The 25,581-nt window shown below is 72.4% G+C and carries 15 protein-coding genes, 1 tRNA gene and 1 rRNA gene; 12 read left to right on the top strand and 5 right to left on the bottom strand.

All coding sequences use genetic code 11. The annotated features are described in order from the left end of the window. Together rrf and ABZZ17_RS10485 are read left to right on the top strand one after the other, a co-directional pair. Nucleotides 1–93 (top strand): 5S ribosomal RNA (gene rrf / locus ABZZ17_RS10480); the annotation flags it as partial. A gap of 5 nt (nucleotides 94–98) precedes the next feature. Continuing rightward, nucleotides 99–171 (top strand) — tRNA-Thr (locus ABZZ17_RS10485). Nucleotides 172–320: 149 nt separating this feature from the next. Here the strand turns inward: ABZZ17_RS10485 and ABZZ17_RS10490 are convergent. Further along, nucleotides 321–2,843, bottom strand: coding sequence for a SpoIIE family protein phosphatase (locus tag ABZZ17_RS10490; protein WP_356874172.1), 2,523 nt, complete (start codon nucleotides 2,841–2,843; stop codon nucleotides 321–323). A 228-nt stretch (nucleotides 2,844–3,071) separates the two neighbouring features. Here ABZZ17_RS10490 and ABZZ17_RS10495 point away from each other — a divergent pair, with 228 nt between their 5' ends. From ABZZ17_RS10495 to ABZZ17_RS10535, 9 genes are all read left to right on the top strand, one after another. Beyond that, nucleotides 3,072–8,564 carry a HAMP domain-containing protein gene (locus ABZZ17_RS10495; RefSeq protein WP_356874174.1) on the top strand — a complete coding sequence of 1,831 codons (5,493 nt, stop codon included), beginning with the start codon at nucleotides 3,072–3,074 and terminating at the stop codon, nucleotides 8,562–8,564. A 242-nt stretch (nucleotides 8,565–8,806) separates the two neighbouring features. Then, on the top strand, nucleotides 8,807–9,490 hold the full coding sequence (locus ABZZ17_RS10500; protein WP_356874176.1) for a response regulator: 684 nt from the start codon (nucleotides 8,807–8,809) through the stop codon (nucleotides 9,488–9,490). A gap of 238 nt (nucleotides 9,491–9,728) precedes the next feature. Further along, complete coding sequence (locus ABZZ17_RS10505) at nucleotides 9,729–12,488, top strand: DNA translocase FtsK (RefSeq protein ID WP_356874178.1); 2,760 nt, start codon at nucleotides 9,729–9,731, stop codon at nucleotides 12,486–12,488. A 226-nt stretch (nucleotides 12,489–12,714) separates the two neighbouring features. Further along, a complete protein-coding gene (locus tag ABZZ17_RS10510; protein WP_356874384.1) occupies nucleotides 12,715–13,611 on the top strand; it encodes a RodZ domain-containing protein in 897 nt (298 codons plus the stop codon). Nucleotides 13,612–13,736: 125 nt separating this feature from the next. Further along, nucleotides 13,737–15,233 (top strand): 30S ribosomal protein S12 methylthiotransferase RimO, encoded by a 1,497-nt coding sequence (rimO, locus tag ABZZ17_RS10515; RefSeq protein ID WP_356874180.1) that lies wholly within the window; start codon nucleotides 13,737–13,739, stop codon nucleotides 15,231–15,233. After that, nucleotides 15,230–15,886 carry a CDP-diacylglycerol--glycerol-3-phosphate 3-phosphatidyltransferase gene (gene pgsA, locus ABZZ17_RS10520; RefSeq protein WP_356874182.1) on the top strand — a complete coding sequence of 219 codons (657 nt, stop codon included), beginning with the start codon at nucleotides 15,230–15,232 and terminating at the stop codon, nucleotides 15,884–15,886. Before rimO ends, pgsA begins: the two co-directional genes overlap by 4 nt. A gap of 56 nt (nucleotides 15,887–15,942) precedes the next feature. Continuing rightward, nucleotides 15,943–16,461 (top strand): CinA family protein, encoded by a 519-nt coding sequence (locus ABZZ17_RS10525; protein ID WP_356874386.1) that lies wholly within the window; start codon nucleotides 15,943–15,945, stop codon nucleotides 16,459–16,461. 90 nt (nucleotides 16,462–16,551) lie between these two features. Next, nucleotides 16,552–16,929, top strand: coding sequence for a helix-turn-helix transcriptional regulator (locus ABZZ17_RS10530; RefSeq protein ID WP_281208997.1), 378 nt, complete (start codon nucleotides 16,552–16,554; stop codon nucleotides 16,927–16,929). Nucleotides 16,930–17,139: 210 nt separating this feature from the next. Further along, nucleotides 17,140–17,364, top strand: coding sequence for a hypothetical protein (locus ABZZ17_RS10535; protein ID WP_356874388.1), 225 nt, complete (start codon nucleotides 17,140–17,142; stop codon nucleotides 17,362–17,364). On the opposite strand, the gene ABZZ17_RS10540 is transcribed toward ABZZ17_RS10535, so the two are convergent. From ABZZ17_RS10540 to ABZZ17_RS10555, 4 genes are all read right to left on the bottom strand, one after another. Continuing rightward, complete coding sequence (locus ABZZ17_RS10540) at nucleotides 17,312–18,082, bottom strand: SDR family NAD(P)-dependent oxidoreductase (protein ID WP_356874184.1); 771 nt, start codon at nucleotides 18,080–18,082, stop codon at nucleotides 17,312–17,314. The genes ABZZ17_RS10535 and ABZZ17_RS10540 overlap by 53 nt on opposite strands. 32 nt (nucleotides 18,083–18,114) lie before the next feature. Next, entirely contained in the window at nucleotides 18,115–18,951 is an 837-nt protein-coding gene (locus ABZZ17_RS10545; RefSeq protein WP_356874186.1) for a DNA-formamidopyrimidine glycosylase family protein, read from the bottom strand. 235 nt (nucleotides 18,952–19,186) lie between these two features. Beyond that, nucleotides 19,187–19,885, bottom strand: coding sequence for a hypothetical protein (locus ABZZ17_RS10550; RefSeq protein ID WP_356874188.1), 699 nt, complete (start codon nucleotides 19,883–19,885; stop codon nucleotides 19,187–19,189). A gap of 154 nt (nucleotides 19,886–20,039) precedes the next feature. Next, on the bottom strand, nucleotides 20,040–24,644 hold the full coding sequence (locus tag ABZZ17_RS10555) for an ATP-dependent helicase (RefSeq protein WP_356874190.1): 4,605 nt from the start codon (nucleotides 24,642–24,644) through the stop codon (nucleotides 20,040–20,042). An 80-nt stretch (nucleotides 24,645–24,724) separates the two neighbouring features. On the opposite strand from ABZZ17_RS10555, the gene ABZZ17_RS10560 reads away from it, so the two are divergent. Continuing rightward, nucleotides 24,725–25,561 (top strand): AraC family transcriptional regulator, encoded by an 837-nt coding sequence (locus tag ABZZ17_RS10560; RefSeq protein WP_356874192.1) that lies wholly within the window; start codon nucleotides 24,725–24,727, stop codon nucleotides 25,559–25,561. Nucleotides 25,562–25,581 lie beyond the last annotated feature (20 nt).

Here is a 25,581-nt window from a genome sequence, read left to right on the forward strand (position 1 = left end):
ACGCCCGGTTACATTCCGAACCCGGAAGCTAAGCCTTTCAGCGCCGATGGTACTGCAGGGGGGACCCTGTGGGAGAGTAGGACGCCGCCGAACAACCCGCCCTTTTAGCTCAGTCGGTAGAGCGTCTCCATGGTAAGGAGAAGGTCAACGGTTCGATTCCGTTAAAGGGCTCTGATGAAGACGAAAAGGCCCCCGCCTCTTGGCGGGGGCCTTTTTGCGTTCCAGGACCATTTTCGGGAACCGGATGGGGCGGATCCTCCCGGACCGGACTTCCCGAGTCCGGGAGGATCCGCCTCACCGCCGGCTGTGCCGCGGGCCCCTCAGGAGCCTTCGCGCTGCTGGGGTACGCGGAAGGCGAGGATGGCCATGTCGTCCGAGGCGGGTTCGGCGGCGAAGCGTTCCACCGCGCGCAGCACACGGGAGGCGACCGCGCCGGCCGTGAGGCCCGTACACGTCGTCAGGACCTCGGCGAGGCCGTCGTCGCCCAGCATGCGGCTGCCCTCGCGGCGTTCCGTCACCCCGTCCGTGACACAGAGGAGGACGTCGCCCGGGTCCAGGGTGAGGGTCTGTTCGTACAGGTCCAGGTCCTCGATGACACCCAGCAGGGGCTGCGGTTCGGCGGCGGAGGTGACCTCGCCGTCCGGGCGCAGGCGCAGCGGGAGCGGGTGGCCGGCGCAGACGACCTTCATCAGGGCGCCGCCGTCGGGCTGCGGGTGCAGCTCGCCGTACAGGAGGGTGAGGAACCGGCTGCGGGCGCCCTCGTCGAGGATCGCCGCGTTGAGGCGCTCCAGGACCGCCGGGCCGCCGAGGCCCTCGCGGGCCAGCAGGCGCAGGGCGTGCCGGGCGAGGCCGGTGACCGCGGCCGCCTCGGGGCCCGTACCGCAGACGTCGCCGATGGCGAAGCCGTACGCGCCGTCGCGGATCGGGAAGACGTCGTAGAAGTCGCCGCCCACCTCGTTGCCCTCGCCGGCGGCGCGGTAGATGACCTCGACCTCCATGCCCGGGATGGCCGGGGAACCGGGCGGCAGGAGGCTGCGCTGGAGGGAACGGCTGATCGCCGTGCGCTCCGAGTAGAGGCGGGCGTTGTCGAGGGCCAGGGCCGCCCGGCGGGACAGGTCGTCGGCCAGTTCGAGGATCTCCTGGCGGAAGTGCTCCTCGCGCGGCTTGCCCAGGGTGAGCATGCCGATGACCCGGTTGCGCGCCAGGAGGGGCAGGACGACCGAATCGCCGCCGACAGCGGTGGCCGCGGCCGCCCACGGGCGGGCGCCGGCCTCGCGGACCGGCTCGGGCGGACTGACCCGCGACAGCAGGGCCTTGAGACCGTCGATGCGTTCCTCGTCCTCGTGCAGCACGTAGGCGAGGTAAGGGTCCGAGGCCTGGTCGGCGATCGTGTAGACGGCGCACCAGGTGGCGAGGGTCGGGACGGTCATCTGGGCCATGAGGGCCAGGGTCTGGTCCCGGTCGAGGGTGCCCGCCAGCAGGTCGGAGGCCTCGACGAGAAAGGAGAGGGAGCCGCGGCGCAGGCGTTCCAGCTCGCCGAGCCGGGCGGACTCGACGGCGAGGGCGATGCGGTCGGCGGCGAACTGGAGGCGCAGGGCCTCCTCGTTGGTGTAGCGGCCGGGGTTCTCCGTGGCGACGCCGAGGGAGCCGGTGAGGCGGCCCTCGACCTTGAGGGGGACGGTGATCACGGACCGCATGCCGGTGGACTCCAGGAGCGGTACGGCTCCGGGGACGGCGGCGAGGTCGTCGTGGACGGCGGGCATGCGGGCGGAACCGTAGCGGTTGGTGCCGGCTTCGACGGGCACGCGGGCGAAGCGCTGGCGGGTCGAGGGCAGGCCGGTGGTCGCGCGGACCTCCAGCTCCGTCTCGTCGTCCGTGGCGAGCAGCAGGAACGCGGCGTCGGCGTCGAGCATGTCGCGGGCGCGCTCCACCGTGCGCTGGAGCAGGCTCTCCAGATCGTCGGGAGCGGGCGAGCCGATGAACACCTCGAAGGGGTCCACCGGCCGGCTGTCGCCGGGCTGGCCCCCGTCGGCGGGGATCCGCACCGGGGTCTGGAGGAGGGCGCGCTCGTCGTCGTGGACGAGGAGGCAGACGATCGACGGCTCCCCGTGGGCGTCGCGTACCCGCAGGTGGGACGCGTAAACGGGGATGACGCGGCCGTCGGCGCCGCGGATGCCGTAGCTGCCCTCCCAGCGGGACAGGCGCAGCGCCTCCGCGATGCCGGTGCCGGTGCCCGGGGTCTGGGGCCAGGCGGCGAGTTCGGCGAGCGGGCGGCCGAGGGCCTTCTCGGCGGGGTGGCCGAAGATGTGCTCGGCGTCGTCGTTCCAGCCGGAGACGGCGTCGGCGGCGTCGATCTGGAGCACGGCGACGCGGACCCGGCTGTCGGTCAGCGGCAGGAACTGGTCCGGTACGACGGGCCCCGCGGAGCGGGTACCGACCGGACGGTCCGGCAGGTCCAGGCGGAACCACACGTGTTTTTGGGTGGCCGTGTACTCGACGCCCCAGCGGGTGGCGAGGGCGGCGCAGAGCATCAGGCCGCGCCCGCTCTCGCGGTCGGGGTCGGCGTAGGGGCGCTCGCCGGGATGGGCGAGCGGGAGTTCGCGCTCCGGATACCGGTCGGCGACCTCGACGCGTACGCCGTCCTCGGCGCGCAGGCACAGGACCTCGGCCCGGGTTCCGGCGTGGACCACGGCGTTCGTGACGAGCTCGCTGGTGAGGACCACGGCGTCGTCGACGATGTCCGCGAATCCCCAGCCCTGGAGGGTGTCGCGGACGAACGCGCGGGCACCGGCGACCGAGCGCCCCTGTGGATCGAAACTGGCAGCCGCCCGTGCCGTGATCACAAGTCTCCTTCGACGCGGTTGGACATCGGATGCCAGGTTACTTACCTTCGCGGTCGCCAGGATGCCGTCGTGGGGGATTCCACCCGCAGGGTACGGCCGGTGTGCGATGGTGCCGGAGTGTTATGGCCGGGTTCGGCCGGGGTGAAACACTGGGCAGGCTTGGAGAGCCGGATTTTGGATAGTCGGATGTCCGGTGGAACAGTGGTCGACCCTTTCGGGAGGGACACGGTGGAGTCTGGAGCAGCGGTGCGGCGTACGGGAACGCGCCCCAAGGGGGGACGGTCCCGGCGCGGCGGGACGACGGAGGTCGATACCGCCGCTCTGAACCGGCTGCTCACGGCACTGGTGTCGATGCGTGACGGGAACTTCCGCAAGCGGCTGACGGTGTCCGGTGAAGGCGTGATGGCGGAGGTCGCCGCCGTCTACAACGAGGTCGCCGACCGGAACCTTCACCTGACCGGGGAGCTGTCCCGGGTCCGGCGGATGGTGGGCCGTGAGGGCAAGTTGAGCGAACGGCTGGAAACCGGTGCCTGCGAGGGCTCCTGGGCGGCCGCGATCGACGCCTCGAACCAGCTCGTGGACGATCTGGCCCGGCCGGTGTCCGAAGTGGGCCGGGTGCTCTCGGCGGTCGCCGAGGGTGATCTGGACCAGCGGATGGACCTGCGCACGCAGGCGGCGGAGGGCGCCGGGCATCCGTTGCGCGGGGAGTTCCTCAAGGTCGGGCGTACGGTCAACAACCTGGTCGACCAGCTGTCCGCGTTCACCGACGAGGTGACGCGCGTGGCGCTGGAGGTGGGTACCGAGGGCAAGCTGGGCGGTCAGGCGCAGGTGCGCGGAATGTCCGGTTCCTGGAAGGACCTGACCGACTCCGTCAACACCATGGCGTACCGGCTCACCGCCCAGGTGCGTGACATCGCTCTCGTCACGACGGCGGTGGCCAAGGGCGATCTGTCGCGCAAGGTCACGGTGCACGTGGCCGGCGAGATGCTCCAGCTGAAGAACACCGTGAACACGATGGTGGACCAGCTGTCGTCGTTCTCCTCCGAGGTGACCCGCGTGGCCCGCGAGGTGGGTACGGAGGGTGAGCTCGGCGGCCAGGCCAAGGTGCCCGGGGTCGCGGGTGTCTGGAAGGACCTGACGGACTCGGTCAACACCATGGCCGGCAACCTGACGGCGCAGGTGCGCGGGATCGCGCAGGTCACGACGGCCGTCGCGAACGGCGACCTGTCGCAGAAGGTGCGGGTCAGCGCGCGCGGCGAGGTCGCGCAGCTGGCCGAAACGATCAACCAGATGACCGAAACCCTGCGGACTTTCGCGGACGAGGTCACGCGCGTGGCCAGCGAGGTCGGGGCCAAGGGTCTCCTCGGCGGTCAGGCGCAGGTGCCGGGTGCGGCGGGGACGTGGAAGGACCTCACCGATTCGGTGAACACGGTCTTCCGGAACCTGACGACGCAGGTGCGGGACATCGCGCAGGTGACGACGGCGGTGGCGAACGGCGATCTGTCGCAGAAGGTCACCGTGGACGTGGCCGGCGAGATGCTGGAGTTGAAGAACACCGTCAACACGATGGTCGACCAGCTCCAGTCCTTCGGTGCCGAAGTGACGCGAGTGGCGCGTGAGGTCGGTGTCGAGGGTGAGCTCGGCGGTCAGGCGCAGGTGCCGGGTGCGGCGGGGACGTGGAAGGACCTCACCGATTCGGTGAACACCGCCTTCCGGAACCTGACCGGACAGGTCCGCAACATCGCGCAGGTGACGACGGCCGTGGCGAACGGCGACCTGTCGCAGAAGGTCACCGTGGACGTCTCCGGTGAGATGCTCCAGCTGAAGAACACCGTGAACACCATGGTGGACCAGCTGTCGTCCTTCGCGGACCAGGTCACGCGGATGGCGCGGGACGTGGGTACGGAGGGACGCCTGGGCGGCCAGGCGCGGGTCGAGGGGGTTTCCGGAACCTGGAAGGAACTCACGGACTCGGTCAACTTCATGGCCGGGAACCTGACGTCCCAGGTGCGGCAGATCGCCCAGGTGACGACGGCGGTGGCCCGCGGTGACCTGTCGCAGAAGATCGACGTGGACGCCCGGGGCGAGATCCTGGAGCTGAAGAACACCATCAACACGATGGTCGACCAGCTCTCGGCCTTCGCCGAGCAGGTGACCCGGGTGGCCCGGGACGTGGGTACGGAGGGCCGGCTCGGCGGTCAGGCGCAGGTGCCCGGGGTGGCCGGTGTCTGGCGCGATCTGACCGATTCGGTGAACGGCATGGCCGGGAACCTGACCTCGCAGGTCCGCAACATCGCGCAGGTCGCGACGGCGGTGGCCCGCGGTGACCTGTCGCAGAAGATCGACGTGGACGCCCGGGGCGAGATCCTGGAGCTGAAGAACACCCTCAACACGATGGTCGACCAGCTCTCGAACTTCGCGGAGCAGGTGACCCGGGTCGCCCGCGAGGTGGGTACGGAGGGCATCCTCGGCGGTCAGGCGGAGGTGAAGGGGGTCTCCGGGACCTGGAAGGACCTCACGCAGTCCGTCAACTTCATGGCCAACAACCTGACGTCCCAGGTGCGCAACATCGCCGAGGTGACCACGGCGGTGGCCATGGGCGACCTCTCGAAGAAGATCACCGTCGACGCGAAGGGCGAGATCCTCGAACTCGTCACGACCGTGAACACGATGGTCGACCAGCTGTCCTCCTTCGCGGAGCAGGTGACGCGGGTCGCCCGCGAGGTGGGCACCGAGGGCATCCTCGGCGGTCAGGCGCGAGTGCGCGGGGTGACCGGCATCTGGAAGGACCTCAGCGACAACGTCAACACCATGGCGGGGAACCTGACGGCCCAGGTGCGCGGGATCGCGCAGGTCTCGGCGGCGGTCGCCAACGGTGACCTGACGAAGAAGGTCACCGTCGAGGCGCGCGGCGAGGTCGCGCAGCTCGCCGACACCGTGAACACGATGGTGAAGACCCTGTCCTCGTTCGCGGACGAGGTCACGCGCGTGGCCCGCGAGGTGGGTACGGAGGGCCGTCTCGGCGGTCAGGCGCACGTGCCGGGGGTGTCGGGGACCTGGAAGGACCTCACCGACTCGGTGAACTTCATGGCCTCCAACCTCACCGGGCAGGTGCGGCAGATCGCCATGGTCACGACGGCCATCGCCAAGGGCGACATGACCAAGAAGATCGACATCGACGCGCGCGGCGAGATCCTGGAGCTCAAGACCACGATCAACACGATGGTCGACCAGCTGTCGTCGTTCGCCGACCAGGTGACGCGGGTCGCCCGCGAGGTGGGCACCGAGGGCATCCTGGGCGGCCAGGCGCGGGTGCGCGACGTCGACGGCACCTGGCGGGACCTCACCGAATCCGTGAACGAGATGGCCGGGAACCTCACCCGGCAGGTGCGCGCGATCGCGGCCGTGGCCACCGCGGTGACCCGCGGCGACCTGAGCCTGAAGGTCGACGTGGACGCGGCGGGCGAGATCCAGGTGCTCCAGGACAACATCAACACGATGATCGTCAACCTGCGGGACACCACCCTGGCCAACAAGGAGCAGGACTGGCTCAAGGGCAACCTCGCCCGGATCTCGGCCCTCATGCAGGGCCGCCGGGAGCTGGACGACGTGGCCTCGCTCATCATGAGCGAGCTGACCCCGGTGGTCTCCGCGCAGCACGGTGCCTTCTTCCTGGCGCTGCCGACCGGCGGGTCCACCGAGATCGGGACGGACGGCGGCGCGGAGGGTTCGTACGAGCTGCGGATGCGCGGGAGTTACGCGTACGCGGGCGGTCAGATGCCGATCGCGTTCCGTCCGGGTGAGGGGCTGATCGGGACGGTCGCCGAGGAGAAGCGGACGATCCTCGTCGAGAACACCCCGCCGGGCTACCTCAAGATCTCCTCCGGGCTCGGTGAGGCACCGCCGGCGCACGTGATCGTGCTGCCGGTGCTGTTCGAGGGGAAGGTGCTCGGGGTCATCGAGCTGGCGGGCTTCCAGCCCTTCACGCAGATCCAGAAGGACTTCCTCAGCCAGATCGCCGAGATGATCGGTACGAGCGTCAACACCATCTCCGTCAACTCCAAGACGGAGATGCTGCTCAAGCAGTCGCAGGAGATGACCGAACAGCTGCGGGAGCGCTCCGACGAGCTGGAGAACCGGCAGAAGGCCCTCCAGGCCGCGAACGCGGAACTGGAGGAGAAGGCCGAGCTGCTGGCCCAGCAGAACCGGGACATCGAGGTGAAGAACACCGAGATCGAGGAGGCCCGGCAGGTCCTGGAGGAGCGCGCCGAGCAGCTCGCGGTCTCGATGCGCTACAAGAGCGAGTTCCTGGCGAACATGTCCCACGAGCTGCGGACGCCGCTCAACTCGCTGCTGATCCTGGCCAAGCTGCTCGCCGACAACGCGGACGAGAACCTCTCGCCGAAGCAGGTGGAGTTCGCCGAGACGATCCACGGGGCGGGTTCGGACCTGCTCCAGCTCATCAACGACATCCTCGACCTGTCGAAGGTCGAGGCGGGCAAGATGGACGTCTCGCCGACGCGGATCGCGCTGGTCCAGCTCGTGGACTACGTCGAGGCCACGTTCAGGCCGCTGACCGCGGAGAAGGGCCTGGACTTCTCGGTACGGGTGTCCCCGGAGCTGCCGGCGACCCTGCACACCGACGAGCAGCGGCTCCTCCAGGTCCTGCGCAACCTGCTGTCGAACGCGGTGAAGTTCACCGACTCCGGGGCCGTGGAGCTGGTCATCCGGCCGGCCGGCGGCGACGTGCCGACCGCGATCCGGGAGCAGTTGCTGGAAGCCGGGTCGCTGCGCGAGGCGGACGCGGACCTCATCGCCTTCTCGGTGACCGACACCGGCATCGGGATCGCGGCGAGCAAGATGCTGGTGATCTTCGAGGCTTTCAAGCAGGCCGACGGCACCACCAGCCGCAAGTACGGGGGCACCGGACTCGGGCTGTCCATCAGCCGGGAGATCGCCCGGCTGCTGGGCGGGGAGATCCACGCCGCCAGTGAGCCCGGCCGCGGTTCGACCTTCACGCTGTACCTGCCGCTGCACCCGAGCGAGCTGCCCCCGCAGGGGTACGCGCCGCCCACGCCCGGCGGCGCGCGCGCGGAGTACCGCAGGGCGGCCGAGGAGACGCGGCCCGAGCCGGTGGAGCACCCGCCGGCGCCTGTGGCCGCCGGGCCGGTGCGGACGGCGCTGCCCGCGGCCGAGCCGGCCGGCCAGGGGTCGTCGGCGCTGTTCCGGCGGCGCCGCAAGCAGCAGCCGGACACCCTGTCGCGCGGCGAGGTGCCGGGGCAGGCGGACGCGGGCGCGTGGGACGTGGAGGAGCCGCTGCCGGCCGCGCCGCGGACGTACGATTTCCACGGTGAGCGGGTGCTCATCGTCGACGACGACGTGCGCAACGTGTTCGCGCTGACCAGCGTGCTGGAACAGCACGGGCTGGCGGTGCTCTACGCCGAGAACGGGCGGGAGGGCATCGAGGTCCTGGAGCAGCACGACGACGTGGCGCTCGTCCTGATGGACATCATGATGCCGGAGATGGACGGGTACGCGACGACGTCGGCGATCCGGAGGATGCCGCAGTTCGCGGGTCTTCCGATCATCGCGCTGACGGCGAAGGCGATGAAGGGCGACCGGGAGAAGGCCATCGACTCCGGTGCGTCCGACTACGTCACCAAGCCGGTGGAACCCGACTACCTACTGTCGGTCATGGAGCAGCACATGCGCAAAAGCTGATCACCGACCGGATGGTGGTCGCGCGGTGAGCGGGGGCGGAGGGGGAACCTTCTGCCCTCCCATCACGTTTCCGCTTCGTGCACAGTGACATCCTGGTGACAGGGTGTGGCGATCTCGGGACTGGGGCTACGATGACCGGCACAAGGACGGACGGCGCACGGATGCCGTTCTCTGGGGCGGGGCCCGGCACACAGGCCGGAGCCTGGAGCCGGGGAGGCCCCATGCCGGGGCGAGGAGGAGGCATGGTGCAGAAGGCCAAGATCCTCCTGGTCGACGACCGGCCGGAGAATCTGCTGGCGCTGGAGGCCATCCTCTCCGCGCTCGATCAGACACTGGTCAGGGCGTCGTCGGGGGAGGAAGCGCTCAAGGCGCTGCTGACGGACGATTTCGCGGTCATCCTGCTGGATGTCCAGATGCCGGGCATGGACGGATTCGAAACCGCCGCGCACATCAAGCGGCGGGAGCGGACCCGGGACATCCCGATCATCTTCCTCACCGCGATCAACCACGGTCCGCACCACACCTTCCGCGGTTACGCGGCGGGCGCGGTGGACTACATCTCGAAGCCGTTCGACCCGTGGGTGCTGCGCGCCAAGGTCTCGGTGTTCGTGGAGCTCTACACGAAGAACTGCCAACTGCGGGAACAGGCGGCGCTGCTGCGGCTCCAGCTGGAAGGCGGCGGCTCCAACGGCGCGGACGGCAGCAAGGAGACCGCGGGCCTGCTGGCCGAGCTCTCCGCGCGGCTCGCGGCGGTCGAGGAGCAGGCGGAGGCGCTGACCAAGCAGCTCGGCGAGGACTCGGCCGATGCCGCGGTCGTGGCCACCGCCGCCCATCTGGAACGCAAGCTCACCGGACTGCGGCGCGCGCTCGACGCGCTGGAGCCGGGCACCGGCGGGCCGACCGCCGTCCTTCCCGCGCAGGGCTGAGCCGCCGGCGGCGGGGCCGCCGCCGCGGGTGAGCCGCCCCGTCCCGTACGGGGCGGCCGCCTGCCGTGCCTCGTGCGCGGCCCCGCGCACCGCTGCGCGGAACCTGCGCTTCCGGCGGGCGGAGTGGGGACCCGTCAGGTCTGCCGGGGCGTCAAAGCACGTACAGAACGGGCGACACGAACGGGTGAAGGGGTGGGCACGCGTGTCCACCGGCGCGCGCACCGGTAACCTCGCCCCCATGGCCTCACGTACGTCCGGCAAGGGTTCCCAGAGCAGCGCGGGCACCGCGAAGGGCCGCACCGGCCGGACGACGGCGCCGGCGAAGAAGTCGGCTCCCGCGGGCAAGCCCCCCGCGAAGAAGGCCGCGGCGGCCCGGCGCGCCCCGGTGAAGAAGGTCGCCGCCAAGCCCGCTCCGTCCCCGACCGGGGGCGTGGTGCGGCTGGTGCGCGCCTGCTGGCTCGGTCTCGCGCACGCGGTCGGAGCCGTCTTCCGCGGGGTCGGCCGGGGTGCCAAGAACCTCGATCCGGCCCACCGCAAGGACGGGGTGGCGCTGCTGCTGCTCGCCCTGGCGCTGATCGTGGCCGCCGGGACCTGGTCGAACCTGAGCGGGCCCGTCGGGGACCTCGTCACGATGCTGGTCACCGGCGCCTTCGGACGCCTGGACCTGCTCGTGCCGATCCTGCTCGGCGTCATGGCGGTACGTTTCATCCGCCATCCGGAACAGACCGATGCCAACGGGCGCATCGGCGTCGGCCTGTCCGCCCTCGTCGTCGGCGTGCTCGGGCTCGTGCACATCGCCTGCGGGGCGCCCGGCCGGGACGAGGGCACCACCGCCATGCAGAACGCGGGCGGGCTCGTCGGCTGGGCCGCCTCGAAGCCGCTCATCTTCACCATGGGCGCGCCGCTGGCCGTCCCCATGCTGGTGCTGCTCACCGTCTTCGGGCTGCTGGTGGTCACCGCGACCCCGGTCAACGCGATCCCGCAGCGGCTGCGCCGCCTCGGCATCCGGCTGGGCGTCATCGCGCCGAACGAGTACGACGAGGGGTACGGGGAGCCGGAGGGCGCGGGCCGCCAGGACCGGCACGATCCCGAGCAGTGGCAGGCCCGCGCCGGGGAGCCCGCGGATCCGGCGGGGTCCGCCGAGGAGGCAGCGCTGGCCCGGCGGCGCCGGCCGCGGCGGAGCACCGCCCGGCCGGGGGAGCGGGAGATGGACGCCGTCGACGTGGCCGCGGCGGCCGCCGCCGCGCTGGACGGGGTCGTCTACGGGGGACTGCCGCCCTCGCCGGTCGTCGCCGACCTCACCCACGGCATCACCGCCGAGCGCGCGGGCGTCGAGGTCACCGCGCCGGTGCCGCCCGCCCGGGAGCAGGCGCCCGCCGCCCCGGCGGCGCCGGCAGCCGGGGACCCGCCGCACGAGCGCACCGCCGCGGCCTCCGGGACGCTGTCGGTGCCGGACCTGACGAAGGCCCCGCCCGAGGCCCAGCCGCTGCCGCCGCGCGCCGAGCAGCTCCAGCTGCGCGGGGACATCACGTACGCCCTGCCCTCCCTGGACCTGCTGGAACGCGGCGGGCCCGGCAAGACCCGCAGCGCCGCGAACGACGCGGTGGTGGCCTCGCTGACGAACGTCTTCACCGAGTTCAAGGTCGACGCGCAGGTCACGGGCTTCACCCGGGGGCCGACGGTCACCCGCTACGAGGTGACGCTCGGCGCCGCCGTGAAGGTCGAGCGGATCACGGCGCTCGCGAAGAACATCGCCTACGCCGTGGCCTCCCCGGACGTACGGATCATCAGCCCGATCCCGGGCAAGTCGGCGGTCGGCATCGAGATCCCGAACACCGACCGGGAGATGGTCAACCTGGGCGACGTCCTGCGCCTCGCGGACGCCGCCGAGGACGACCACCCGATGCTGGTGGCGCTCGGCAAGGACGTCGAGGGCGGCTACGTCATGGCCAACCTCGCCAAGATGCCGCACGTGCTCGTCGCGGGCGCGACGGGCTCCGGAAAGTCCTCCTGCATCAACTGCCTGATCACCTCGGTCATGGTCCGGGCCACCCCGGAGGACGTCCGGATGGTGCTCGTCGACCCCAAGCGGGTGGAGCTGACCGCGTACGAGGGCATCCCGCACCTGATCACGCCGATCATCACCAACCCCAAGCGGGCCGCCGAGGCCCTCCAGTGGGTCGTGCGCGAGATGGACCTGCGCTACGACGACCTGGCCGCGTTCGGCTTCCGGCACATCGACGACTTCAACCAGGCGATCCGGGACGGCAAGATCCAGCTGCCGCCGGGCAGCGAGCGGGAGCTCAGCCCGTACCCGTACCTGCTGGTGATCGTCGACGAGCTCGCCGACCTGATGATGGTGGCCCCGCGCGACGTCGAGGACTCCATCGTCCGCATCACCCAGTTGGCCCGCGCGGCCGGCATCCACCTCGTGCTCGCCACCCAGCGGCCCTCCGTGGACGTGGTGACCGGCCTGATCAAGGCCAACGTGCCCTCGCGGCTCGCCTTCGCCACCTCCTCCCTCGCCGACAGCCGGGTCATCCTGGACCAGCCGGGCGCGGAGAAGCTGATCGGCAAGGGTGACGGACTGTTCCTGCCGATGGGCGCGAACAAGCCGGTCCGCCTCCAGGGCGCCTTCGTCACCGAGGACGAGATCCACGGGATCGTGCAGCACTGCAAGGACCAGATGGCGCCCGTCTTCCGGGACGACGTCACGGTCGGGCAGAAGCAGAAGAAGGAGATCGACGAGGAGATCGGCGACGACCTGGACCTGCTGTGCCAGGCCGCGGAGCTGGTGGTCTCCACCCAGTTCGGCTCCACCTCGATGCTCCAGCGCAAGCTGCGGGTCGGCTTCGCCAAGGCCGGCCGGCTCATGGACCTGATGGAGTCGCGGGGGATCGTCGGCCCGAGCGAGGGCTCGAAGGCCAGGGACGTGCTCCTCAAACCCGACGAACTGGACGGGGTCCTCGCCGTGATCCGGGGCGAAGACCCCGCCTAGGGGGCCCTCGGGAGCGCCCGGGACGCCGCCCGTCCGGCTCACTCGACCGTATGGGATCGGCGGGCAACCGTTTCCCTTGGGCGTGCGTCAAGTTGAGGAGACAGCGGTGGGTCCTCCCGAAGCCATTCGGATGGCGTAGGAAGAGGACCCTCCGGTTGCCCCACCCTTTCGTCACCCCCCTAGACTGGTAATCCAGCAGGTGGCTACACGCTCGAAAGGCGCCCTCGTGTCCATCGGCAACGCCAACTCCCCCGAAGAAGAGCGGCCTTCGACCGACGACCGGTCCGAGGACCGCATCGTCGAACGTTCCGTCGAAGGACCGTCCATCGGGACGGCCCTCAAGAAGGCCCGGATCGCCGCCGGGCTCACCGTCGACGAGGTCAGTTCCACCACCCGCGTGCGCATCCCGATCGTGCACGCGATCGAAGAGGACGACTTCACGCGGTGCGGCGGCGACGTCTACGCCCGCGGTCACATCCGTACCCTGGCCCGCGCCGTACACATCGATCCGGCACCCCTGGTCGAGAGCTACGACGCGGCCCACGGCGGCCGGCCGGCACCCACCCCCGCCGCGCCGATGTTCGAAGCCGAGCGCATCCGCCCCGAACGGCAGCGGCCCAACTGGACCGCCGCCATGGTCGCCGCCATCGTCGCCGTGATCGGCTTCGTCGGCTTCACCGCCTTCAGCGGCGGCGACGCCCAGAGCAAGCGTCCGGTGGCGGAAGGTTCCGCCTCCCCCAAGCCCGCACCCAAGCAGCCGGCGGGCAAGCCCGCCGCACAGCCCCAGCAGACCCCGCAGGCACCCAAGCCGGAGCCGTCCGACAGCGCCATCGCCGCGGCCCCCAAGGACCTCGTCACCGTGGTCCTCACGGCCAGCGACGGGCAGAGCTGGATCTCCGCGAAGGACCACAGCGGGCGACTGCTGTTCGACGGAACCCTCGCGCAGGGCGAGTCGAAGACCTTCACGGACAAGGAGTCCATCGACCTCGTGCTCGGGGACGCCGGAGCCGTGAACCTGTTCGTGAACGGCAAGGAGATCAAGGAGAGCTTCCAGCCGGGACAGGTCGAACGTCTCACCTACACCAAGAACGACCCGCCCCAGGACGAGGCCCAGGCGGGCTGACCAGCACGGAATAAGAAATTCCAGATCCCCGGGACGTCGCGCGGCATCCGCCGCCGGCCCCGGGGATCTTCTCGTGCCGGGACGTGAGGCGGGGGCCGGCGCCGGGACGAAGTAGTCTTGAGTCCATGCCCGAACGCCGTACCGTCGCCCTTGTCACTCTTGGCTGCGCCCGTAACGAGGTGGACTCGGAGGAGCTCGCAGGCCGCTTGGCGGCGGATGGCTGGGAGCTCGTCGAGGACGCCGCCGACGCGGACGTAGCCGTCGTCAACACCTGCGGCTTCGTCGAAGCCGCCAAGAAGGACTCCGTAGACGCCCTGCTGGAAGCCAACGATCTCAAGGATCACGGCAAGACCCAGGCCGTCGTCGCCGTCGGCTGTATGGCCGAGCGCTACGGCAAGGAACTCGCCGAAGCGCTCCCCGAGGCCGACGGAGTCCTCGGTTTCGACGACTACGCCGACATCTCCGACCGCCTCCAGACCATTCTGAACGGCGGCATCCACGCCTCCCACACCCCGCGCGACCGGCGCAAGCTGCTGCCGATCAGCCCGGCCGCCCGTCAGGAAGCCGAGGTGGCCCTGCCCGGCCACGCGCAGGAGCCGGTCGCCGAGGCGCCCGCCGACCTGCCCGAGGGGCTCGCCCCCGCCTCCGGACCGCGCGCACCCCTGCGCCGCCGGCTCGACAAGAGCCCCGTCGCCTCGGTCAAGCTGGCCTCCGGCTGCGACCGCCGCTGCTCCTTCTGCGCCATCCCGTCCTTCCGCGGCTCCTTCATCTCCCGCCGCCCCAGCGACGTGCTGGGCGAGACGCGCTGGCTCGCCGAGCAGGGCGTCAAGGAGATCATGCTGGTCTCCGAGAACAACACGTCCTACGGCAAGGACCTCGGCGACATCCGGCTGCTGGAGACCCTGCTGCCGGAGCTCGCCGCCGTCGACGGCATCGAGCGCGTCCGCGTCAGCTACCTCCAGCCCGCCGAGATGCGGCCCGGCCTGATCGAGGTACTGACCTCGACCCCCAAGGTCGTCCCGTACTTCGACCTGTCCTTCCAGCACTCGGCCCCCGACGTGCTGCGCGCCATGCGCCGCTTCGGGGACACCGACCGCTTCCTGGAGCTGCTGGACACCATCCGCTCCAAGGCCCCGCAGGCCGGCGTCCGGTCCAACTTCATCGTCGGCTTCCCCGGCGAGAAGGAGTCGGACTTCGCCGAGCTGGAGCGTTTCCTCACCCACGCCCGCCTCGACGCCATCGGCGTCTTCGGCTACTCCGACGAGGACGGCACCGAGGCCGTCACGTACGACGGCAAGCTGGACGAGGAGACCATCGCCGAGCGGCTCGCGCACATGCAGCGGCTCGCCGAGGAGCTCACCTCGCAGCGCGCGGAGGAGCGGATCGGGGAGACCCTGGAGGTGCTCGTCGAGACGGTCGTGCCGCTGGACGAGGCCGAGGAGGGCGAGGGCGCCTACGGGCGCGCCGCCCACCAGGCTCCCGAGACCGACGGCCAGGTCGTCTTCACCGACGGCACGGGCCTGGTCCCCGGGCGTATCGTCACGGCAAAGGTGGTCGGCACCCTCGGCGTCGACCTGGTGGCCGAGCCCCTGGGCATGGAATTTGAGGAGGCGGCCGGATGACCGGAGTCCCGGCATCGGCGGCGGGCGGGACCGGCCGCCGGCCCGCGCCCGGCACCAAGCTCGGGACTGCGGCCGTCAACCAGGCCAGCCTGTGGAACATCGCCAACATCCTGACGATGATCCGGCTCGTCCTCGTGCCGGGATTCGTCATGCTGCTGCTCGCCGACGGGGGATACGACCCCGTCTGGCGGGCCTGGGCGTGGGCGGCCTTCGCGGTCGCCATGATCACGGACATCTTCGACGGCCACCTCGCACGGACCTACAACCTGGTCACGGACTTCGGGAAGATCGCCGACCCCATCGCCGACAAGGCGATCATGGGCTCGGCGCTCATCTGTCTCTCCTGGCTCGGTGACCTGCCCTGGTGGGTGACCGGGGTGATCCTCGGACGGGAACTCGGGATCACGCTCATGCGTTTCTGGGTCATCCGCTACGGCGTGATCCCGGCGAGCCGCGGCGGCAAGCTGAAGACCCTCGCCCAGGGCACGGCCGTCGGCATGTACGTCCTCGCACTCACCGGGCCGCTGGCGACCCTGCGGTTCTGGGTGATGGCGGTCGCCGTCGTGCTGACCGTCGTCACCGGTTTGGATTACATCCGGCAGGCCGTCGTCCTGCGCCGCGCTGGACTGGCCGCGGAGCGGGCCTCGAAGTGACGAACGGGGCGGGGGACGTGCCGGAGGCCGCGCGCGCGGCGGAAGGCACCGCCGGTGTGGCCGAGGACGTACTGCGGCTGCTCGCGGAGAGTGACCAGACGGTCGCCGTCGCCGAGTCCCTGACCGGAGGGATGGTGGCCGCCGAGCTCACGGCGGTGCCCGGCGCCTCCCGCTCCTTCCGCGGCTCGGTCACGGCCTACGCCACGGAACTCAAACATCTCGTCCTCGGAGTGGACGCGGGGCTGCTCGCGGCCGAAGGCGCGGTGAACGCGCAGGTCGCGCAGGAGATGGCCGACGGGGTACGGCGCGTCCTGGGCGCTTCGTGGGGGATCGCGACGACCGGAGTGGCCGGTCCGGACCCTCAGGACGGGCAGCCGGTGGGCACCGTCTTCATCGCCGTGGCGGGTCCGGGGGGCAGGAAAACGGCCCGGCTGCGGTTGAACGGCTCCCGTGAGGAAATTCGTAGGGAGAGTGCACGGACAGTGCTCGAACTCCTCTCGAGCGAACTCCGCGAGAATCTGCGGGGGCAGGATACGGAACAGAAGGGGGGATTTGATGTTTGCAGCCCTGAGTGAACACGACATCGCTCCCCGCACGGCCGCGGCGCGAGGCGGTACGGTGGGGCGTGAAGGTTACGGCTACACGGTCAGAGGAGGGAGCCACCGATGATTCTGCTCCGTCGCCTGCTGGGTGACGTGCTGCGTCGGCAGCGCCAGCGCCAGGGCCGTACTCTGCGCGAAGTCTCCTCGTCCGCCCGAGTTTCGCTCGGCTATCTCTCCGAGGTGGAGCGGGGGCAGAAGGAGGCATCCTCCGAGCTGCTCTCCGCGATCTGCGACGCGCTGGACGTACGGATGTCCGAGCTGATGCGCGAAGTCAGCGACGAGCTGTCGCTGGCCGAGCTTGCGCAGTCGGCAGCTGCAAGCGAACCGGTGCCGGCACCGGTGCGCCCGATGCTCAATTCCGTCTCCGTGGCCTCGGTCACGGGCCCGGAGCGGGTGACCATCAAGGCACCCGTGGAAGCGGTGAACGTCGTAGCCGCTTGAGCCTGTACAGCATGTGAGCGTGGCGGGAGCCCCGGGTGGTGCGTGAAGCACCGGCCGGGGCTCCTTGCCGTTCGGGGGGCGTGGCGGTGGGGTCCGTGACGGGGTGTTCTGGGTGCGGGCGGCGGGGCGGTGCGGGAGGATGGGCCCGTCCGGGACCCGGCCCGCTGGGAGGTGGCCGTGCGGCGGTTGCTCATACCCCTCGCCCTGGCGATGGGCGTGCTGTGGTGGTGGGCCGTCCTGCGGCTGGCGCTGGCGCCGTCCGAGTCCGGGCCCGTGGAGGGCGCGGTGGCGGTGGGCGGCTGGGGGCTGGGGCTGCTGCCGGTGCACTGCGCGCGCGGACCGGTACCGAGGCGGGACCGGACGGCGGGGGCCGCCGCCGGGGCTACCAGGGCATCGACACTCCACCGTTCGGGCGAAGGATCTGGCCCGTCATGAAGGACGAGGCGTCGCAGGCCAGGTAGAGCACGGCCTGGGCGATGTCCTCGGGCTCGCCGACCCGGCCGAGCGGGGACATCCGCACCATCGCCGCCTCGGTCCGCTCAAGGACCTCGGCGCTGTGCCGGCCGGTCATGGGGGTGCGGATCCAGCCGGGGGCGACGGCGTTGACGCGGATGCCGTGCGGGCCGCTCTCGGTGGCGAGGGTCTTCGTCAGCTGGACCACGGCCGCCTTGGCCGCGCTGTAGCAGAGGAGCCCGGGCTGGGCCGCGTCCACGGCCCCGGAGGCCATGGTGATCACCGACCCGGGCCGGCCGGCGGCGATCATGGCCCGGACGCCCTCCTGGCAGGTGCGCAGGACACCCTTGAAGTTGACGTCCAGGACCCGGTCGAGGTCCTCGTCGCTGGTCTCCAGGACGCTGCTGGTGTGCATGACCCCGGCGATCGCGGCGACGACGTCGAGCGGCCCGGCCGCGGCGACGGCGGCCCGCAGGGCGGCGCGGTCGGTGACGTCGAGGGGGTGCGCGCGGGCGGATCCGCCGGCCGCGGCGATCAGGGCCGTCGTCGCGGCGAGGCCGTGCGCGTCGCGGTCCGCGCAGTGCACGGCCGCGCCCGCCCGGGCGAGGAGCACGGCGGTGGCGCGGCCTATGCCGCTGGCGGCCCCCGTGACGAAGGCGGTGCGGCCGGTGAGGTCGTGCGCGATGGCGGGTGTGGGCATGCAGGGACCGTACGAGTGGATCTGACGGGGCGTCAACCGGTGGGGGTGTGCGGCCGTGGACGGGCCCCGGCGGACGGGGCGGGTCCGGGCTGGCAGCGGGGGCACCAATACGTGGGGCGGTCGTCCTGCGGGGCCTCGCGGACGGGCGTGCCGCAGCGCAGGCAGGGGCGGCGGGCGCGGCCGTAGACGAACAGCTCCCGGCCCCGGAGGCGGCTGCCGGTGGTGCTGCGGCGTCCGTTCTCCCCGGTGTTGGCGGCCAGCAGGCGGTGCGCGGCGGCCGCGAGGCGGGGGAGGGTGGTCTCGGGGTCGGGGAGCGCGCCGACCGGGGTCCAGGGACTGACCTGGGCCAGGAAGCAGAGCTCGGCCTTGTAGATGTTGCCGATGCCCGCCAGGTTGCGCTGGTCGAGCAGGGCCTCGCCGAGGGGGCGGGCGGGGTCCGCCAGGAGGTTGGCGGCGGCGACGGCGGCGTCCCAGCCGGGACCGAGGAGGTCCGGGCCGAGGTGGCCGACGACGCGGTCCTCGTCGGCGGTGCGGAGCAGTTCCAGGACGGGCAGGCGGTAGCCGACGGCGGTGGCGTCGGCGGTGCCGAGGACCGCGCGGATCTCGTACGCGGGGCCGCCGCGCCACTTCTCGCCGGGGGCGAAGACGTGCCAGGCGCCGTCCATGCGGAGGTGGCTGTGCAGGGTGAGGCCGCCTTCGAGGCGGGTGAGGAGGTGCTTGCCGCGCGGGGTGACGTCCAGGGTGGTGCGGCCGGTGAGGTCGGCGGTGGCGAAGCGGGGCACGCGCAGGTCGCTGACGGTCAGCGGCTTCCCGGCGAGGGCGGCGTGGAGGCGGCTCGCCGCGCGGTGGACGCTGTCTCCTTCGGGCATGGGGCCATTGTCGCGCGGGTCGGCTGCCGCGGGGGCGGCTGCCGGGGCGGCTGGGGTGCGTGGTGCAGGCCGGCGGTCGCATGCCGATTCGCGTGGGTGGGCCGGCCGGACTGAGGTGTTCTCCGGGGCCGTGGGTTCCGCCGGGCGGGGTGCGGGTGGGTGGCGGGGAGGTGGGCGGACGCGGGAACCCCCTGGGGCGCAGGGCCGCGCAGGGGGTTCCGCGAGGGGGTGGTTCCTACTTCCAGACGAGTTCCTTGTTCTTGCTCAGGATGTTGTAGGGCTCGCCCCAGTACTGGGCGGCGGTGACCTTCGTCTGGGCCGACGGGGCGAGGGCCAGGGCGCAGCTGGTCTGCGTCTGGCCGTTGGTGAAGCCCTTCGGCAGGGACTCGTTCGGGCACTTCTCGAACTTGCCGATGATCGACACGCCCTGCGCCTCGCTGCCGTCCGCGAGCAGGCCCTTGATGTGGCCCACGGAGGTGTGCGACAGGTCGACCGTGCCGGTGTTCTTGACCGAGTAGCGGACGTAGTAGGGGATCATCCCCTTCACCTTGTCGCCGAGCTTCAGCGGTTCCAGGTCGGCCGGGTTGCCCTGCTCGATCGCGGTGACGGTGATGGCGATCTGGCCGCCCTTGGTGCTGCCGTAGTTGAACGGGACCTGCGCGGCCTCGCCGATCTTGAAGACCTGGCCCGACTTGGCCGTGCCGTTCGCTCCCGGGGCGGGGGCGTCGCCGGCGGCGGCCGAGGAGCTCGGGGCGCTCGGGGTGCTGGGCTGGGCCGAGGGCTCGGACGGCTGCGAGGACTGGGCGGCCGGAGCGCTCGGCTGCGCCGCGGGAAGCTCCTCGTTGCCGTTCTTGCAGCCGGTCAGGGCCAGGGTGCCGGCGACCGCCAGGCCGACCGCGCCCAGGGTGGTTCCGCGCATGCTGATGGTGCTCACTGTTCATGTCCCCCATGACGGTGCACCGCCCGTGCGGTGCTGTGATCATCTTGATAAAGCACGGATAAGTGCCCGTGCCAGCTCAGCGGCGGTCGGCAGCAGTTTCGTGACATGGCCAGAACATGGGCGGCACAGTCGAGACCGGACCGAGTCCTCAGGTGCGCAGGCGCAGCCCCCTCGGGGTGGCGTGGAAGCCGGCCGTTTCCAGGTCCCGGCCCAGGAGGGAGGTCAGGGCGGGTGCGGCATTGACGCGCTCCACCGTGAGCGCCGGAAGGGTGCCCGCGCGGGACGCCGCCACCAGCGCCGCCGTGGCCGCCGCGAGCCGCGGGTCACCGGCCTCGGGCCACGCCAGCAGGGTCTTGCCGCCGCGCTCCAGGTACAGGACGAGCTCCCCGTCGACCAGGACCACCAGGGAACCCGCCTTGCGGCCCGGCTTGTGCGTGGCGCCGGCCGGCGGCTCGGGCCAGGGCAGGGCCGCCCCGTACGCGTTCGCCGGATCGGCGGCGGCCAGGACCACCGCCGCCAGCGGGGGCGGGGTGCGCTCGGCGGCCCGGAGCCGGTCCACGGCTCCGTCCATCGCGAACTGGGCCGCGCCCAGCCCCTCCACCACGTACCCCCGGCGGGCCTGGCCGCTGTCCTCGAACGCGGACAGGACCCGGTAGACCGCGCTGAAGCCGCCCTCCACGCCCTCCGCCGCCACCGCGCCCCGGGTGACGACCCCGTGCCGGTCCAGCAGGGTGCGGGCCAGGGCGTGGGCCCGGTGGGTCGGGTCGGGGGCGGCCGCGGGCAGCAGCGACCAGCGGCCCGAGACCGTCGGCGGGCCCGTACGGGAGACGGTGGCGCCGAGCGTGCCGTAGCGGCCGCGCGGGACGGTGCGGCGGGCCCGGTGCGCGGTCGCGCCGGCCGTCCGGCCGGAGCCCAGCAGGGCGCGCAGCGGGGCCAGGGTGTCGTTCGTGAGCCGGCCCGACCATGCCAGGTCCCAGACGGCCGCGGCGAGCTCCGGGTCGGAGGCCTCGGGGTGGCGGGCCCGGACGGACTGGCCGAGCTGGCGGAAGAAGAGCCCGTAGCCCCCCGAGAGGGCGTCGAGGACGGCCTGGTGGAGCTCGCCGAGTTCCAGCGGGTGCGGTGCGGGGAGCAGGAGCGGAGCCGCGTCCGCCAGGTAGAGGGAGACCCAGCCGTCCTTGCCGGGCAGGGCTCCCGCGCCGGCCCAGACCACCTCCCCGGTCGTGGTGAGCTCGTCGAGCAGGGTGGGGGAGTACCCGGTGACGCGGGAGGGCAGGATCAGCCGCTCCAGCGCCGAGGCCGGGACCGAGGCCCCCTGCAGCTGCTCGACGGCGCGGGCGAGGCCGTCGATGCCGCGCAGGGCCCCGCCCAGGTGCTGCCACTGGGGGAGGAAGGTGGCCAGCGAGGTGGGCGGGACCGGCTCCAGTTCCTGGCGGAGCGCCGCGAGGGAGCGGCGGCGCAGCCGGCGCAGCACGGTCGCGTCGCACCACTCCTGGCCGATGCCCGCCGGATGGAACTCGCCCTGGACCAGCCGGCCCGCCGCCGCGAGCCGGTGCAGGGCGCCGTCGGTCACCGCCGTGCCCAGACCCAGCCGGGCCGCGACGGTGGCGGTGGTGAAGGGGCCGTGGGTACGGGCGTACCGGGCGAGGAGGTCGCCGAGGGGGTCCTTGACCGGTTCCGTGAAGGCCTCGGGGACCCCGACGGGGAGGGCGGTGCCCAGGGCGTCCCGCAGCCGGCCCGCGTCCTCGATCGCCGCCCAGTGGTCCGCGCCCGCGATGCGTACGCACACCGCGCGGCGGGCGGCGCCGAGTTCGCGGGCCCAGGCCGGTTCCGCGCCGCGTTCGGCCAGTTCGGCGTCGGTCAGGGGGCCCAGCAGGCGCAGCAGGTCGGCCACCGACTCGGCGTCCTTGGCCCGCCGGTCCGGCGTCAGCCACTGGAGCTCCGCCTCCAGTTCCTCCAGTACCCGCGCATCCAGCAGCTCGCGCAGCTCCGCCTGGCCGAGCAGCTCGGCCAGCAGCCGGGAGTCCAGCGACAGCGCCGCCGCCCTGCGTTCGGCCAGCGGCGAGTCGCCCTCGTAGAGGAACTGGGCGACGTACCCGAACAGGAGGGAACGGGCGAAGGGGGAGGGCTCGGGGGTGGTCACCTCCACCATGCGCACGCGGCGGGCCTCGATGTCGCCCATCAGCTCGGTCAGGCCCGGTACGTCGAACACGTCCTGGAGGCATTCGCGCACGGCTTCCAGCACGATCGGGAAGGAGCCGAACTCCGAGGCGACCTGGAGCAGTTGCGAGGCGCGCTGGCGCTGCTGCCACAGGGGGGTGCGCTTGCCCGGACTGCGGCGCGGCAGCAGCAGCGCGCGGGCCGCGCACTCGCGGAAGCGGGAGGCGAACAGGGCGGATCCGCCGACCTGGTCGGTGACGATCCCGTTGATCTCGCCCTGGTCGAAGGCGACGTCGGCGGCGCCCAGCGGGGGCTGGTCGTCGTCGAACCCGAAGGAGCCGGTGTGCGCCGGGTCGTGGTCGAGGAGGTCCATGGACAGCAGGTCGGCGTCCGGCAGGCGCAGCACGATGCCGTCGTCGGCGTGCATCACCTGGGCGTCCATGCCGTACTTCTCGGCGAGGCGGGCGCCGAGGGCCAGCGCCCACGGGGCGTGCACCTGGGCGCCGAAGGGGGAGTGGACCACGACCCGCCAGTCGCCCAGTTCGTCGCGGAAGCGTTCGACGACGATGGTCCGGTCGTCCGGTACGTGGCCGCAGGCCTCGCGCTGTTCGGCGAGGTACGCGAGGACGTTCTCCGCGGCCCAGGCGTCCAGGCCGGCCGCCAGCAGCCGCAGCCGGGCGTCCTCGTCGCTCAGGGCGCCGAGCTCGCGCAGGAACGCGCCGACCGCACGGCCCAGTTCGAGGGGGCGGCCCAGCTGGTCGCCCTTCCAGAACGGCAGCCGGCCCGGCACGCCCGGCGCGGGGGTGACCAGGACCTGGTCGCGGGTGATGTCCTCGATGCGCCAGGAGGTGGTGCCCAGGGTGAACACGTCGCCCACGCGGGACTCGTAGACCATCTCCTCGTCGAGCTCCCCGACCCGGCCGCCGCCCTTCCGGCCCTTCCCCTCGGACGCGGCGCTGCCCGCGAGGAAGACCCCGAACAGGCCCCGGTCGGGGATGGTGCCGCCGGAGGTGACCGCCAGGCGCTGGGCCCCGGGGCGGCCCGTGATCGTCCCCGCCACCCGGTCCCACACCACGCGGGGTCTCAGCTCGGCGAACGCGTCCGACGGGTAGCGGCCCGCCAGCATGTCCAGCACCGCCGTGAACGCGGACTCGGGCAGCGCGGCGAACGGCGCCGCCCGCCGCACCAGGGCCAGCAGGTCGTCCAGCTGCCAGGTGTCCATCGCGGTCATCGCGACGAGCTGCTGCGCGAGGACGTCGAGCGGGTTGGAGGGGATCCGCAGGGCCTCGATGGAGCCGGTGCGCATCCGCTCCGTCACCACGGCGGCCTGCACCAGGTCGCCCCGGTACTTGGGGAAGACCACGCCCGTGGAGACCGCGCCCACCTGGTGGCCGGCGCGGCCGACGCGCTGGAGCCCGGAGGCCACCGAGGGCGGTGACTCCACCTGGACCACCAGGTCCACCGCGCCCATGTCGATGCCCAGTTCGAGGCTGGAGGTGGCGACCACGGCGGGCAGCCGGCCCGCCTTCAGGTCCTCCTCGACCAGCGCCCGCTGCTCCTTGGACACCGAGCCGTGGTGCGCGCGGGCCAGCAGCGGCGGGGCACCGCGGGCCGCCCCCGACTGGGCCATGACCTCGGCCGGGGTAGCGCCTTCCGGCAGGGGCTCGCCGGTCGCCCGCTCGTGGGCGATCTCGTTGAGCCGGTTGCAGAGCCGCTCCGCGAGGCGGCGGGAGTTGGCGAACACGATCGTCGAGCGGTGGGCCTGCACGAGGTCCGCGATCCGCTCCTCCACATGCGGCCAGATTGACGGTTTGTCGCCGCCCTCCTTGCCGTCCGTGGCGGGGGAGCCGCCCAGCTCGCCCATGTCCTGCACCGGTACGACCACCGACAGGTCGAACTCCTTGTCGGACGGCGGCTGCACGATCTCCACCCGGCCGCGCGGCGCGAGGTACCGGGCCACCTCCTCCACCGGCCGGACCGTCGCCGACAGCCCGATGCGGCGCGCGGGGCGCGGCAGCAGCTCGTCCAGCCGCTCCAGGGACAGGGCCAGGTGGGCGCCCCGCTTGGTCCCGGCGACGGCGTGCACCTCGTCCAGGATCACCGTCTCGATGCCGGCCAGGGCCTCGCGGGCCGCCGAGGTCAGCATCAGGAACAGGGACTCGGGCGTGGTGATCAGGATGTCCGGGGGCCGGGTGGCCAGCGCGCGCCGCTCGGCCGGCGGGGTGTCCCCCGACCGGATCCCCACGCGGATCTCCGGCTCGGGCAGGCCGAGGCGGGCCGACTCCTGCCGGATCCCGGTCAGCGGGCTGCGCAGGTTCCGCTCGACGTCGACGGCGAGGGCCTTCAGCGGGGACACGTACAGGACGCGGCAGCGCTTCTTCGGCTCGGCGGGCGGCGGTGTCGAGGCCAGCTGGTCGAGGGCGGCGAGGAAGGCGGCCAGGGTCTTGCCGGAGCCGGTGGGCGCCACCACCAGCACGTCCGACCCCTCCCCGATCGCCCGCCAGGCACCCTCCTGCGCGGCGGTGGGCGTACGGAAGGCACCCGTGAACCAGGAGCGGGTCGCGGGCGAGAACGAGGCGAGCGCGGAGCCGGACATGCCCCCATCGTGCACCCCGGCACTGACATACGGCCGGACCTGCGAGAACGCCCCGGCCCGCCCGGGCGCAAAATGGGGAGATGGGGTCGGACGAGGGACGCGGGGAGTGGGCCCGGCACTGGCAGTACGCGGAACTGCCCGGGCTGGACCTGCTGCGCGCCCACTACGTGCGCCACACCTTCCCCCGCCACGCCCACGACGGTTACGTGATCGCCGCCGTCACCGGGGGCATCGAGGAGATCGGCCTGCCCGGCGGCACCCTGCGGGCCGGCCCGGGCAGCGTCGTCCTGATCAACCCCGAGGTCGCGCACACCGCGCGGGCCGGGGTCCCCGAAGGCTGGGCGTACGCCACCCTCTACCCCTCCCGCGGCCTGATCACCGACGTCGCCGCCGAGATCGGCGCCCTGCGCGGAACCCCCGGCTTCACCGCCGACCTGGTCGCCGACCTCCCGGGCTCGCGGGCGATCACCGAGGTCCACCGGGCCGCCGAGGAGGGCAACGCCCTGGCCGCCGACACCCTCCTGCGCGGCGTCGTGGCCCGCATGCTCACCCGGCACGCGGGCCCGCTGCCCGCCCGTACGCCGCGCCGGGCGGGCGCCGCCGACGCCGAGCGGGCCCGGGCCGTCCTGGAGGAGCGGATGGCGGGGCCCCCGTCGCTGGAGCAGCTCGCGGCGGAGCTGGGCACCAGCCCCTTCGCCCTGCTGCGGGCCTTCCGCGCCCGCTTCGGCATGCCGCCCCACACCTGGCTGACCGACGCCCGCGTCCGGCGGGCGCGCCTGCTCCTGGACGCGGGGACGGCGCCGGCGGAGGCGGCCGTCGCCGTGGGCTTCACCGACCAGCCGCACCTGAACCGGCACTTCACCCGCATCGTGGGGGTCACGCCGGGCGCGTACCGGCGGGAGCGGGCCCCCGGATAGCGGGCGCCCGGACCGGGCCG

Source organism: Streptomyces sp. NPDC006512 (genome assembly GCF_040611935.1).
GTDB lineage: Bacteria > Actinomycetota > Actinomycetes > Streptomycetales > Streptomycetaceae > Streptomyces.

Bases quoted from the DNA above. Each gene is read 5' to 3' on its own strand.
- ABZZ17_RS10500 (WP_356874176.1), top strand. From the start codon at position 8,807: ATGGTGCAGAAGGCCAAGATCCTCCTGGTCGACGACCGGCCGGAGAAT.
- ABZZ17_RS10505 (WP_356874178.1), top strand. From the start codon at position 9,729: ATGGCCTCACGTACGTCCGGCAAGGGTTCCCAGAGCAGCGCGGGCACC.
- rimO (WP_356874180.1), top strand. From the start codon at position 13,737: ATGCCCGAACGCCGTACCGTCGCCCTTGTCACTCTTGGCTGCGCCCGT.
- pgsA (WP_356874182.1), top strand. From the start codon at position 15,230: ATGACCGGAGTCCCGGCATCGGCGGCGGGCGGGACCGGCCGCCGGCCC.
- ABZZ17_RS10530 (WP_281208997.1), top strand. From the start codon at position 16,552: ATGATTCTGCTCCGTCGCCTGCTGGGTGACGTGCTGCGTCGGCAGCGC.
- ABZZ17_RS10535 (WP_356874388.1), top strand. From the start codon at position 17,140: ATGGGCGTGCTGTGGTGGTGGGCCGTCCTGCGGCTGGCGCTGGCGCCG.
- ABZZ17_RS10540 (WP_356874184.1), bottom strand. From the start codon at position 18,082: ATGCCCACACCCGCCATCGCGCACGACCTCACCGGCCGCACCGCCTTC.
- ABZZ17_RS10545 (WP_356874186.1), bottom strand. From the start codon at position 18,951: ATGCCCGAAGGAGACAGCGTCCACCGCGCGGCGAGCCGCCTCCACGCC.
- ABZZ17_RS10555 (WP_356874190.1), bottom strand. From the start codon at position 24,644: ATGTCCGGCTCCGCGCTCGCCTCGTTCTCGCCCGCGACCCGCTCCTGG.
- ABZZ17_RS10560 (WP_356874192.1), top strand. From the start codon at position 24,725: ATGGGGTCGGACGAGGGACGCGGGGAGTGGGCCCGGCACTGGCAGTAC.